The sequence below is a fragment of the Nostoc piscinale CENA21 genome (assembly GCF_001298445.1).
Classification (GTDB): domain Bacteria; phylum Cyanobacteriota; class Cyanobacteriia; order Cyanobacteriales; family Nostocaceae; genus Nostoc_B; species Nostoc_B piscinale_A.
Window position 1 is genome coordinate 4,953,089 of the sequence record NZ_CP012036.1, and the last position, 12,469, is coordinate 4,965,557.

11 protein-coding genes are annotated in these 12,469 nt (G+C 40.9%); 8 read left to right on the top strand and 3 right to left on the bottom strand.

The features are described from left to right. Nucleotides 1-382: 382 nt before the first annotated feature. From ACX27_RS31905 to ACX27_RS31910, 4 genes are all read left to right on the top strand, one after another. A complete protein-coding gene (locus ACX27_RS31905; RefSeq protein WP_062295308.1) occupies nucleotides 383-877 on the top strand; it encodes a hypothetical protein in 495 nt (164 codons plus the stop codon). A 10-nt stretch (nucleotides 878-887) separates the two neighbouring features. Next, nucleotides 888-1,856 (top strand): sensor histidine kinase, encoded by a 969-nt coding sequence (locus ACX27_RS31120; RefSeq protein WP_062295309.1) that lies wholly within the window; start codon nucleotides 888-890, stop codon nucleotides 1,854-1,856. Next, nucleotides 1,810-2,190 (top strand): sensor histidine kinase, encoded by a 381-nt coding sequence (locus tag ACX27_RS34140; protein ID WP_062295310.1) that lies wholly within the window; start codon nucleotides 1,810-1,812, stop codon nucleotides 2,188-2,190. The genes ACX27_RS31120 and ACX27_RS34140 overlap by 47 nt, the downstream gene beginning before the upstream one ends. A gap of 242 nt (nucleotides 2,191-2,432) precedes the next feature. After that, nucleotides 2,433-2,648 carry a hypothetical protein gene (locus tag ACX27_RS31910; protein WP_144427500.1) on the top strand — a complete coding sequence of 72 codons (216 nt, stop codon included), beginning with the start codon at nucleotides 2,433-2,435 and terminating at the stop codon, nucleotides 2,646-2,648. A 79-nt stretch (nucleotides 2,649-2,727) separates the two neighbouring features. Here ACX27_RS31910 and ACX27_RS21195 read toward each other — a convergent pair whose 3' ends face one another. The 3 genes from ACX27_RS21195 to ACX27_RS34150 all read right to left on the bottom strand — a co-directional run bounded on the left by ACX27_RS21195 (nucleotide 2,728) and on the right by ACX27_RS34150 (nucleotide 8,149). Further along, nucleotides 2,728-3,105 (bottom strand): response regulator, encoded by a 378-nt coding sequence (locus ACX27_RS21195; protein ID WP_062295311.1) that lies wholly within the window; start codon nucleotides 3,103-3,105, stop codon nucleotides 2,728-2,730. 195 nt (nucleotides 3,106-3,300) lie between these two features. Then, nucleotides 3,301-5,721, bottom strand: coding sequence for a response regulator (locus ACX27_RS34145; RefSeq protein WP_235526301.1), 2,421 nt, complete (start codon nucleotides 5,719-5,721; stop codon nucleotides 3,301-3,303). Further along, a complete protein-coding gene (locus tag ACX27_RS34150) occupies nucleotides 5,675-8,149 on the bottom strand; it encodes a response regulator (RefSeq protein ID WP_235526302.1) in 2,475 nt (824 codons plus the stop codon). Before ACX27_RS34150 ends, ACX27_RS34145 begins: the two co-directional genes overlap by 47 nt. 569 nt (nucleotides 8,150-8,718) lie before the next feature. Here ACX27_RS34150 and ACX27_RS21205 point away from each other — a divergent pair. The 4 genes from ACX27_RS21205 to hoxU all read left to right on the top strand — a co-directional run bounded on the left by ACX27_RS21205 (nucleotide 8,719) and on the right by hoxU (nucleotide 12,446). Then, nucleotides 8,719-9,249 carry a universal stress protein gene (locus ACX27_RS21205; protein WP_062295312.1) on the top strand — a complete coding sequence of 177 codons (531 nt, stop codon included), beginning with the start codon at nucleotides 8,719-8,721 and terminating at the stop codon, nucleotides 9,247-9,249. Nucleotides 9,250-9,411: 162 nt separating this feature from the next. Further along, nucleotides 9,412-9,924, top strand: coding sequence for a bidirectional hydrogenase complex protein HoxE (hoxE, locus tag ACX27_RS21210; RefSeq protein WP_062295313.1), 513 nt, complete (start codon nucleotides 9,412-9,414; stop codon nucleotides 9,922-9,924). Then, nucleotides 9,911-11,527, top strand: a complete 1,617-nt coding sequence (gene nuoF, locus ACX27_RS21215) for an NADH-quinone oxidoreductase subunit NuoF (RefSeq protein ID WP_062295314.1) — start codon at nucleotides 9,911-9,913, stop codon at nucleotides 11,525-11,527. The genes hoxE and nuoF overlap by 14 nt, the downstream gene beginning before the upstream one ends. A 202-nt stretch (nucleotides 11,528-11,729) precedes the next feature. Then, on the top strand, nucleotides 11,730-12,446 hold the full coding sequence (gene hoxU / locus ACX27_RS21220) for a bidirectional hydrogenase complex protein HoxU (protein WP_062295315.1): 717 nt from the start codon (nucleotides 11,730-11,732) through the stop codon (nucleotides 12,444-12,446). Nucleotides 12,447-12,469: the final 23 nt, after the last annotated feature.

Sequence of the window (12,469 nt, forward strand, 5' to 3'; positions counted from 1 at the left end):
TATCAGTCATTGATCTGAAACTCTTGTTTAGCAAGGATTATATGTTTTCCCTTTGGTGAGAGTGATTAAAGATCGCTATTCTTCTTCACCTACCCCAGATAAATACCAAACCTACCTAAAGCTCTTAGGTACAAATTACCAGATTTTTGACTGTTTTCTGTTTCCTCAAGTAACAAATAATTTCTCCCCATCAGAGGGAATTTGGAGATAAAAATTACGTATTTTAACGAATTACAAATTGAGATTTATCACAGAAAATGTAGCAATCAATATTTTTGTTACATCTCCTGCATTTTTCCGGCTGACGTTAATTAGCTGAGTATGGCTGACACTAAAGATTTAAGTTAGGCTAAAGCCATTTGTGTGGGGATAACAAATATATATGCGCTCTGCCAATGTTCAAAATACTTCTGTGAAAGATAATCAGACTAGAACTTTCTCTACAACAGAGTCTGTAACTCAATCGTCAAATCATCCCAGTTGGATTGTTGGCTTAATTAACAATCTGAGTATCAGTCAAAAAATTGCTTGGGGTTATACTGTTGCTCTAGGGGCGGCTGTTATTGGAACAGTAGCAGGATTTATGCTGGGGGATTACTATCAACAACAAGCAATCATCCAAAAACAAGAAAAATGGCAAGAAATTCAGTTAATTCGTAGTCTTAATTCTGTTTTATTAGAATTACAAGCTCATCAAGGCAAAATCTTAGTTTTTACAGATTTAAAACATTGGCAAGCAGAACGCATTCATGTTATTCAAAACTCTGCTGAACTTCAACAAATTTGGGCAGAACTAACAGATTATGTTAATCAACATCCTAATAAAAAAAATATCGAATTTTTTAGAAAGTTATCAAAGTATCCCCACAGTATATAGCCAACAAATAATGGCGATATTAAATCAAAATTCTATATCTAATTTAAAAGCGGAAAATATAGCCAGTATAAAAGAAAAACTGTTAGCTCTTTCCCAAGGCGAAATATATTTTAAATTACACAATACTACAGATGCTTTGGAAGAATTACTCGCAGTTTCTGAGGGGACTTTTCAACGCAAAGAAGTGGCGGTACTGGCTACAGAAAAAGTCCGAGACAGAATTATCATTATTAGTATGCTGTCATCGGTAGCGATCGCTATTATGCTAGCGCACTACACCAGTCGAGCGATCGCACGTCCACTCAAAGCTGTCCACAATGTCGCGCTGAAAGTAACTCAGGAATCTAACTTTAATTTACAAGCACCAGTCACCACAGCCGATGAAGTGGGAATGTTAGCTAACTCACTTAATCAACTCATTCAACGAGTTAATCAACTTTTAGCAGAGCAGAAAGCCGAAGCATCTCGACAATTAATTCAGAATGAAAAAATGTCGAGCCTCGGACAGATGTTAGCGGGAGTCGCCCACGAAATCAATAACCCCGTCAACTTTATTTATGGAAATCTTCAGCATACCAATGCTTACTTTCAAAATTTGTTAATGCTGCTAGAAGCCTACCAAGCCAAAGTTCAAGATGATGAACTTGATGATTTAGCTGAAGAAATTGACTTAGAGTTTGTCAAACAAGACTTACCAAAGTTATTACAATCTATGCAAGTAGGAGCTAACCGCGCTAAAGAAATTGTTTTAAGTTTGAAGAACTTTTCGCGGTTAGATGAAAATGAATTTCATGCTGTAGATATTCATGCTTGTATAGAAAGTACCTTATTAATCTTAAATAATCGCCTGAAAAAAAAGAATTACTGTAGTGAAAAAATATGGCGAAATTCCCAATATACAAGGCTATGGCGGTGCATTATATCAAGTATTTATGAATATTCTATCAAATGCTATCGATGCTTTAGAAGAGTCACATAATGAAGAAGAATATCAGGAAATTGTTATTTCCACACAAAAACTAAATGCAGATTGGGTAGAAATTAAAATTACCGATAATGGTTCGGGGATTTCTCCAGAGTATCAACAAAAAATATTTGAAACATTTTTTACGACAAAACCCATTGGAGTTGGTACAGGTTTAGGTTTATCAATTAGCTATCAAATTATTGTGGAAAAACACCAAGGTCAATTAACTTGTGAATCAGAGGTTGGTGAAGGAACTACATTTGCGATCACATTACCAATTAAACATTCAACTGACGATGATACATTTTTAGAAGATAGCGATTTAGCCTGTACAATTAATGACTAGAAAGTAATTCTTGCAATACCTGTTCACCAGGAAGAGGTGTAATTTCTTCCTGTTCAACAGCTTGCAACCTTTTTTCGGTTTATTTTAGTTTAGTTTACTTATCCCTCTTCTGTCACTTTCCGGAATAAGCAAGTAGTTCAGAAAAGAAATTATCCAGAAGCATAACAGGGTTTAAATTGATTCATTGTGGCAATTAAATGATTGAATCCCAGTAACATCGTCTTCATTGGGGAGGCAGTGCCGTGGGCGGGTTTCCCGACTTGAGGCAACTGCCGTTGAAGGATGTTGTCTTTGATGAAGACTCTGCCCAAATAGTTGATGGCTATGCTGCTCCTAACTTCTCGATTATTCGTAGTTTTGTGATTAATCTCTTTCGCTACAATGGTTTTGATTCTCTGACTAGAGCAATACGATTTTGTTGCCACAACATCCCATTACTATTTTCCTTTTTAGAATGAAAAAGCCCTGGGGGATTTAGGGGGATCTAAAATGTTTGGCTACCAACAATAAGACTTTTAAAACATTCTCTGAGTGCTTTTAATTCCAACCGAGGGCTGTGGCGACTTGACTAGCTAATTCTAGGGGGTTGAAGGGTTTAGCGATCGCTGTTACTATACCCATCTGAGCATAACGACGGCGATCGCTGGCTTGAATTTTAGCGGTTAATAAGATTACGGGAATTTCTTTTGTAGCTGCATTGGCTTGGAGTTGCTCAAAGGTAGTGATTCCATCCATATCCGGCATCATCACATCGAGTAAAATTGCATCTGGCTGATAAGTCTCGGCTTGGGTAATACCTTCTTTTCCAGAACTCGCTGTCACTACATCCCAACCAGCGACGGTTTCTAAACAAATTTTGGCAACTTCTTGAATATATTGTTCGTTATCTACAACAAGAATCCGTTTTACTGCCATAATTCATACCAATATATAAGTAGATGGGTGGGAAAGTTTATCGTTAAGGTAAGGCAGGAGGCAGGAGGCAGGAGGCAGAAGGGAAGAGGGTTTTAGATTAATTTTTTCTAATTATAGTTTTGTTTTTCCCACCAACTTACTTAAGTCATAGTCAAACTCTCTTTTACTCAGCACTCAGCACTCAGCACTCAGCACTTAAGACTCATCACTCTCAACTGTATGATGAGTGATGCGCTGAAGTAAGTCCATGACTCTTTGTTCAAATTCTTGGGTGGTTACACGTCCTTTGGTTAAAAATTCGGTGTAGCCTAATTTCAGTCGCTGGCGTTCAGACTCGTCTAAATCTTTGGCAGAGTAAACTACTACGGGCATTGTACATAAATGATTGTGTTGTCGTAACCAATCAATTACCATAAAGCCATCACTTTCTGGCAAAATTAAGTCAAGAATTAATAAGTCAGGATGCAATTCTTGGCTGAGGTGAATGGCTTCTCTGCCGGTTTGTGCCAAGCAAGTTTCAATGTCATGGCGCTCAAATAAAGTAATTAGTAATTGTGCTAAGTCGTTGTCATCTTCTACAATTAAAATCCGGGCGCGTTTCGATGGTTTAGCAACAACTTGTTTCAGGGATTGTAACAAATAACTTTTTTGTACTGGTTTACTTACCCAATCTACAAAATCTGTGATGGGTTTGTTATTAGTATCTGATTGATAAACACTGCAAATTACGATGGGAATGTGTTGAGTATCAGTACGTTCTTTTAAAATTGCCATTGTTTGCCAGCCGTTCATTTCTGGCATGAGTAAATCAAGTAAAATTACATCTGGTTGTTGCGATGATGCGGTGGCGATCGCTTCTTTCCCAGTAGCAACTGTTACAACTCGATACCCACCTTTTTGTAATAAAGTTTGCAGTTCATTAGAAATATCTGGATCATCATCACAAACTAAAACCAAGGGAGAATAAGCAATTGGCAGTGGGCAGTGGTGGTTAGATTGAGTTGTTTCGGGAATTTGTGGAGCTTGGTAAATAGGAAGAGTAAAGTAAAATGTACTACCTTCGCCTAAAGTACTTTCCACCCAGATGCGCCCGCCATGTTGCTGCACAATACTTTTACAAATTGCTAAACCCAAACCTGTGCCATCATGGTTACGCGAATCAGATGAATCTACTTGTTGAAATCGCTCAAAAATACTTTCTAACTTATCTTCTGGGATACCACGACCAGTATCTTTAATTGAAAGTAAAACTTCATTTTGTTGTTGCTGAATTTCTAACCAGACTGTTGCCCCACTCATCGAGAATTTAATGGCATTACTCAACAAATTTGTTAATGTTTGGACAATGCGATCAGGGTCAGCCCATAACATCACTGATAAGCTAGAAATTCCTAATTTTACTCCTTGTTTATTTGCCAATGGTTGAATAGTATTGACTGCTGATTGAATTAATTCATCAAGGTTGCAGATTTCCCGCGCCATCTTGACTTTGCCGGATTCAATGCGTTCAATGTCTAAAATATCATTAATTAATCTGACTAAGCGATCGCTACTATCTATGGCAATTTGTAATAGTCGTTTTCCTGGCTCAGAATCTGCTTTTAATAAACCACTGGTAAGCATTCCTAAAGAACCATGAATTGAGGTTAAAGGTGTGCGGAGTTCGTGACTCACCACGGATACAAATTCATCTTTCATCCGTTCAACTTGTTTGCGTTCTGTGACATCCCGCAAAATCACTGTATAATAACTTTCCTCACCCATATTTAACTTAGAAATAGAAGCTTCAGCCGGAAATTCACTGCCATCTCGGCGCTTACCAAATAACTCCCGCCGTTCTCCCATTCTTCGCGCTAAATTTGTTGATTTGCCAAAGTCAGATACATGCTGACGATGAGCTTGAGTAAATCGCAATGGTAAAAGTATATCTAACTTCTGTCCAATCACTTCTTGAGCCGTATAACCAAATATTTTTTCAGCTCCTTGGTTAAATAAAGTAATACTTTGATTGCTATCTATAGAAATAATTGCATCATCAGCAATATCTAAAATTCGAGCTAATTTTACTTGAGAAACCCGCAATTCTTCTTCGATGCGTTGACGTTTATCTAGTTCTGATTGTAATTGGCGGTTGACAGTAATTAATTCGGCAGTGCGTTCGGCAACTCGTAATTCTAATTCATTATTGGCTTTTTGTAAGGCGGCTTGAGTTTGTTTTAATGCGGCTTCGGCTAAAGTGCGATCGCGCTGGTTGCGTAATGCGACAATACCATAAGTTAAATCTTCTGCCAGTTTTTTCAACAACTGCACTTCATCATCATCAAAAGCGTTTGCTTCCGCCGCATAAATATTCAACGCGCCAAAAGTTTGATTATCTGTTTTTAAAGGTAAAGCAATTGCTGCCCCATAACCCCGTTCTTCCGCCTGACAGCGCCAAACTTCATATTTCGGGTCAGTTAATATATTCTGAATAATACAGGTTTTACCTGTGCGAATGGCTGTACCTGTTGGCCCTTGACCACGCACAGTATTTGACCAAGTAAGCTGGAGTGTTTGTAAATAGCCATCATCATAGCCAGCTTGCGCCACTGGCAAAATATTTTTTTTCGCTATCATTTTCTGCAAAGCCTACCCAAGCCAGTCGATAACCGCCAACTTCCACGATAATTTGGCAAATTTTCTGGAGTAGTTCTAGTTCGTTTGGCGTGCGGACAATAATTTGATTGCAACTACTCAATGTTTGGAGTGTCCGATTAATGCGGCGAATTTCGGTTTCGACTTGTTTATACTGGGTAATATCGCGGGTAATTGCCAACTGGACAAATTTGCCATCAGTTTTATTTTGCAGTGGTACAGCATGAGTTTCCATCCAGCGACGCTGACCTTGATAAGTAATAATTTCAAACTGCAAAGTACCTTTATTACCTTGACAAACACTTTCGTGGAGTTGGCGAAATGCAGCTTGATATTCTGGAGTAATCAAAGAGTAAACTGATTTACCAATTACCTTGGCTTTACTTTTAGCTTCAATAACAGCCAGTCCCGCAGCATTAATTTCTAAAATTGTGCCATCAGCCGCTACCACTTTCACACATTCCGGTTCACCTTCAAAGATGGTACGCCAATCAGCCGCAAAGTTAGATATTGAAGAAGAAAGAGACGCTGTTTCTTGAGAGGGTTGTTGCTGAGTTTGTCCCATCCGCTTGAGTAATTGTATCCGCTCCAGACGGTTGACAATGCGCGTTACCAGTTCTGGCCCGACAATGGGTTTGCTGACAAAATCATCAGCTCCGACGCTATACACCTGATTTACAATGTCCGCCTCACTGTGGACTGTGAGAAATAAAATCGGTAACTCACTCCAATGGGAGTCATTTCGCACAACTTGACACAACTCAATACCGTTGCTGTGAGGCATTTCTACATCCAGAATCAACATATCTGGCTTGACTGTTTCCAAAGTTTCCCAAAAACGTCGCGGATCATCTAATCCAATTACTTGTAAACCCCAGGGTGTGAGTAATGTTTGTAACAGCACGAGAATTTTCGGGTCATCATCGACAGCAAGAATTTTGGCTTCGCCATGGGGTAATTGTTGGAGTAATTGCGCGATCGCCTCTGCCACCTGTCCCGCCGTCATTGGCTTTTGCAAAAAGGTATGTCCCCCTTGCCGCGCCAACTGCAAGCGATTGGCTAAATCTGTTTGCTCGGTAAAAACTAACACTGGCACAGGTGGTTTTCTTTGGGCTAATTCTCCTAAAAAACTCAAACTATCTTCTGGATGCTTAGAGAAACTAGGGTCAAGTAACACTGCACTGGGATGGTCGCGGTAAAGTATAGTTCTGGCAGACTCTAGATTTGTAGCAATGCTGACTTGAAATTCTGCACCCGCCGTAGTTTGTCTCAGTTGTTCCCCGATAGTCTGGTCTTGGTCAACCACCAAAACTAAAGGTAATCTATTATCAACTGCGGTTGAGTTTGCCTCCTCACCTTGAGTTTGAATTTCCTGGCGCAACGATTTCACCCAAGTTTGCAGCTTGGCTGTTTCTTCGGATGTTAACTTTTGACCAGATTTAAGTAATTGTTCAATTTGACGCGCTAATTTTGAACCAGTCGGAAAGCCAAATGTCCCTAACGAGCCGGCTAAAGTATGGGCTTCTTTGGTGGCTTGGTTGAGCAATTCATTATTTAAACCTGACTCAGCAAAAGCCGCTTGTTCGATGACTTTGATTTGCTCATCGACTCGCCCTTGAAATCTTTGCCAAACTCCGGCGATGGCTTGAAATGTTTGTTGCTGAGATGATGCTACTTCTTTCGGCTTATTGTTTTTAGATTTGGTATTGGCTGGTTTTGCTGCAATTTTCTCTTCTTCCTGGGGTTTGAGCCGATAGCCAATTCCATACACAGTCTCAATTAAATCACCAGGCGCACCCACAGCTTTTAATTTCTGGCGTAACCCTTTAATATGAGTCCGCACAGCTTCTTCCCCTGGTGTATCTTCGTAAGACCACAAATGTTCTAAAACCATCCCGCAGCTAAATACGCGGCGACTGTTGCGTAAAAATAACTCCAAAAGCGCATATTCTTTTGGAGTTAATGATAATAAATCATTGCCATAACTCACTTCACAACTACTAGGATCAAGCCGCAAATTTCCCCACTCTAAAATAGGTTGCGATGATGCACTGCCACGACGTAATAAAGCCCGTACACGGGCGACTAATTCTTCTTCCGCAAATGGTTTCACGACATAATCATCTGCCCCTGCATCTAAGCCAATTGCTTTCTCGTGGCTACTATCACATCCTGTCAACAACAGGATAGGCATTTGCAAATTATTAGAGCGAATTTGCCGACACAAACTAATTCCATCTAACTTTGGCAAAATTACATCTAATAAAATTAAATCATAATTATAAGTTTGAATTAAATCCCAAGCAGTTTCACCATCATGTGCCACTTCTACTGCATAGTTCTGGTTGGTAAGAACAGCAGTTAGCGCATAGGCATTTAACTCGTCATCCTCGACAACTAATATTTTCATATCTTAAGATTTCCTAAATGTTAGTATTAATAGATGATGAATAAAAAATTAAAATTCAAAACAAATTAAATTGGCAATTTGTGCTTTAAAGCATGGTAAAGTATTCATGCTCTAATGTTAAGTTTAATTCACAATTGTCAACATTTATCAATCTTCAGAAATAGTTGCCGAGAGAATTAAGCTCTAAAATTCACAACATATCTCAAGGCTTTTCCTGGCACATTGAAATTCTGAAATAACTATTAAGATAGTAGTCGAAACTTCACCAAATTTGCATAGCCGTTAAAAGCTGAAAATTCCCTCCCACAATCATCTTGAGTGCTGATTTTTTGCATTCGTAACATCTAAATTCAGTCATTCCATGTGGGTTCATCTTCACAAGTTCCTCAAATTCTTTCTTTATAAATTAAAGATAGATGTCATATACAGGGTATTCGATGATTACAGCTATTAAATAAATTATTTTCGCTATTTTTGCCAAAAACAGATGCAGATTTCTCAATTATGGTGATTCTGCATTTACACACCAAAAACTTCCAAGTTATTCGCAATCACAGCCAGAGGTCTATATGCTGAAAAAGATTTTAGTCGCATTGGATCGTTCGGAAATGGGAACAGAGGTTTTTGAGCAAGCATTGACCTTAGCCAAGGCTATGCCCGCCCAACTATTGCTGCTGCATGTTCTCTCTCCAGAGGAAGAAGGTAGTCCTTATATTCCCATGTTATCTAATGTTGATTACTATCCAGGTTTGAGCGCCCAAAGTTTAGATTTATACCAAAAACAGTGGGATAAATTTAAAGATGAAGGCGTACGGATGTTGCAGTCTTTCTCCGCTCAAGCCAACACAGTCAACGTAACAGCAGAATTTAGCCAACTTTTAGGCAACCCTGGCAATACTATTTGTAAACTGGCTGCTCAATGGAATGCAGACTTAATTGTGATGGGGCATCGGGGACGTTCTGGGATAACAGAATTTTTCTTGGGTAGTGTGAGTAACTACGTGCTGCATCACGCCAAATGTTCAGTCTTTATCGTCAATCACCCCCCTGTCAAGAAAGACGCTGACGCACCAGCAGTGACGGTGACTAGTCAGGCTTGATTGAAAGGGTAGAGGGAACAAGGTAGACAAGGTAGGCAAGGTGGACAAGGTAGAAATTGAGTCAACTATATTTCTTCCCCCTTATCTCCCCCCTCTACCTTGTCTCCCCCTTCCCCCTGCTCCCTGCCCCCTGCCATAACTCACGATTCTCTAGCAGTAACAATGACAACCGCATCAACCGTAGTTTTACCGCATCCCAGTGGTGATAAACGCCTGAAGATGCTAGACGCAACTATGAAGCGTCACCAGTATCAACAAGATGCTTTAATCGAAATTCTCCACAAAGCCCAAGAACTTTACGGTTACTTGGAAAATGATTTATTACTGTATATTGCTCATAAACTCAAACTGCCTCCCAGTCGAGTTTATGGCGTAGCGACTTTTTACCATTTATTTTCTTTAGCGCCCCAAGGAGTTCATAGTTGTGTGCTGTGTACAGGAACAGCTTGTTACGTCAAAGGCGCTCAAGCAATTTTGGCAAATGTAGAAAAAATGGCTCATATTCGGGCTGGTGAAACTACAACCAACGGTCAATTATCACTACTGACAGCAAGATGTTTAGGGGCTTGCGGGATTGCGCCGGCTGTGGTGTTTGATGGCACAGTCTTAGGCAATCAAACCCCAGAATCAGTTTGCGATCGCATCCAAGGATGGCTGGAAAATGGAACTCAATGAATTATTAGCAATTGCCAAACAAGAACGCTCTCAAGCTAAACCAGTACAAATTCGTTGCTGTACGGCTGCTGGCTGTTTATCGGGTAACGCCGAAGGCGTTAAACATGAACTGGAAGCCGGGATCAAAGCCGAAGGTTTAGAAAAAGATGTAGAAGTTTCTGGTGTTGGCTGTATGCGCTTATGTTGCCAAGGGCCATTAGTTCAGGTTGATACACCAGCCGGTAGTAAACTTTACGAAAAAGTCACCACTCAAGACGCATTTGCAATTATTGAAGCCTTGGATGGCGGAAAAACCCATATTTCCGAAATAGATTTATCTCAGCCATTCTTTAGTTATCAAAAGCCCATTGTTTTAGAAAATAGCGGCAAAATTGATCCCGAAAAAATTCAAGCTTATATTGCAGCTAAGGGTTATCAAGCTCTTTACCATGTGTTGCGCGAAATGACACCGGGTGAAGTAGTCGAGTCCATTAGCCACAGTGGTTTGCGCGGGCGAGGAGGCGCAGGTTATCCCACAGGAGTTAAATGGGCGACTGTTGCCAAAGCTAAAAGCGATCGCAAATTTGTCATCTGTAACGCCGATGAAGGTGATCCTGGCGCATTTATGGATCGGAGTGTCCTAGAGAGCGATCCCCATCGGGTATTAGAAGGAATGGCGATCGCCGCTTATGCAGTGGGAGCCAATCAAGGTTATATTTATGTCCGGGCAGAATATCCTGTTGCAATTCGTCGGCTGCAAACTGCCATCCACCAAGCCCAACGCCTCGGTTTATTAGGTAGCCAAATCTTTGAATCTCCCTTTGACTTCAAAATCGATATCCGCATTGGTGCTGGGGCTTATGTCTGCGGTGAAGAAACTGCCTTAATGGCTTCTATCGAAGGTAAACGCGGCCTACCCCATCCCCGCCCACCATATCCGGCGGAATCGGGTTTATGGGGTCATCCAACCTTAATTAACAACGTCGAAACCTTCGCCAACATCGCACCCATTATTCGTAACGGTGCTGACTGGTTTGCGAGTATTGGGACGGAAAAAAGCAAAGGGACAAAAGTTTTCGCCCTCGCCGGCAAAATCCGCAACACAGGTTTAATCGAAGTCCCAATGGGAACCTCCTTACGGCAAATTGTCGAAGAAATGGGGGGCGGTGTTCCCGATGGTGGTACAGCTAAAGCAGTACAAACAGGTGGCCCTTCTGGGGGATGTATCCCTGCTTCCGCCTTTGATACACCTGTAGATTATGAATCCTTGACAAATCTGGGTTCAATGATGGGTTCCGGCGGCATGATTGTCATGGACGATAGTACCAACATGGTAGACGTTGCCCGCTTCTTCATGGAATTTTGCATGGATGAATCCTGCGGTAAATGTATTCCTTGCCGTGTCGGAACTGTGCAGATGCACGGTTTATTAACCAAACTCATGCAAGGCAAAGCAACACAAGCTGATTTAGCACTCCTGGAAGAACTGTGCGATATGGTCAAAAACACTAGCCTGTGCGGTTTAGGACAATCTGCACCCAATCCCGTGTTGAGTACATTACGCTACTTCCGCCAAGAGTACGTCGAGTTGATTCAAGAGTATTTGGAATTGATCAAGGACTAGGGTGTAGGGGCAAAATCAAGTCAAAAGTTAAAAGTCAAAAGTCAAAAATTATCTTACTTTTGACTTACCTGTAAGGGTGTGGGGGTTATGGAAATCTGATTAAATCGTGATTTTTAGAGTCATTACTCATCACTCTGTTAAAAACCTACACTTGTCAGAACCCCCAACCCGTCACCTGTAACCTGTAACCTCTCACCTAATTATGACCGTAAAAACCTTAACAATTAATGGTCAACTGGTCAGCGCCAGCGAAGAAGAAACTTTGCTAGATGCGGCGCAAGCAGCAGGAATTCATATTCCCACACTGTGCCATTTAGAAGGTGTGGGAGATGTCGGTGCTTGTCGGTTGTGTTTAGTGGAGATTGCTGGAAGTGTTAAATTACAACCTGCTTGCGTGACAAAAGTTAACGAAGGAATGGAGGTTTACACCAATAGCGATCGCTTGCAAAAATACCGTCGCACAATTGTTGAAATGCTGTTTGCTGAAGGTAATCACATTTGCTCTGTGTGCGTAGCAAACGGTAATTGCGAATTACAAGACTTAGCGATTGAAATGGGTATGGATCATGTACGTTTAGATTATCACTTCCCCAATCGCAAAGTAGATGTTTCCCACAATCGCTTCGGTATTGACCATAACCGATGTGTGCTGTGTACTCGTTGCGTCCGTGTTTGTGACGAAATCGAAGGCGCTCACACTTGGGATATGGCAGGCAGAGGTACAAACTCCCACGTCATTACTGACTTGAGCCAGCCCTGGGGAACATCTCAAACTTGTACCTCTTGTGGTAAATGTGTCAACGCTTGCCCCACAGGTGCGATTTTCTACCAAGGTTCCAGCGTTGGGGAAATGAAACATCATCGGGAAAAACTTGATTTCTTAGTTACCGCAAGAGAAAAACAGCAATGGAATTTTTAGCCGTTGATTTTGAGTCGAAGCCA

Excerpts from the sequence above, each read along its gene's own strand:
- ACX27_RS31905 (WP_062295308.1), top strand. The coding sequence starts at position 383 with ATGCGCTCTGCCAATGTTCAAAATACTTCTGTGAAAGATAATCAGACT.
- ACX27_RS34140 (WP_062295310.1), top strand. The coding sequence starts at position 1,810 with ATGAATATTCTATCAAATGCTATCGATGCTTTAGAAGAGTCACATAAT.
- hoxE (WP_062295313.1), top strand. The coding sequence starts at position 9,412 with ATGACAACCGCATCAACCGTAGTTTTACCGCATCCCAGTGGTGATAAA.
- hoxU (WP_062295315.1), top strand. The coding sequence starts at position 11,730 with ATGACCGTAAAAACCTTAACAATTAATGGTCAACTGGTCAGCGCCAGC.
- ACX27_RS34150 (WP_235526302.1), bottom strand. The coding sequence starts at position 8,149 with ATGAAAATATTAGTTGTCGAGGATGACGAGTTAAATGCCTATGCGCTA.
- nuoF (WP_062295314.1), top strand. The coding sequence starts at position 9,911 with ATGGAACTCAATGAATTATTAGCAATTGCCAAACAAGAACGCTCTCAA.
- ACX27_RS34145 (WP_235526301.1), bottom strand. The coding sequence starts at position 5,721 with ATGATAGCGAAAAAAAATATTTTGCCAGTGGCGCAAGCTGGCTATGAT.
- ACX27_RS31120 (WP_062295309.1), top strand. The coding sequence starts at position 888 with ATGGCGATATTAAATCAAAATTCTATATCTAATTTAAAAGCGGAAAAT.
- ACX27_RS21205 (WP_062295312.1), top strand. The coding sequence starts at position 8,719 with ATGCTGAAAAAGATTTTAGTCGCATTGGATCGTTCGGAAATGGGAACA.
- ACX27_RS21195 (WP_062295311.1), bottom strand. The coding sequence starts at position 3,105 with ATGGCAGTAAAACGGATTCTTGTTGTAGATAACGAACAATATATTCAA.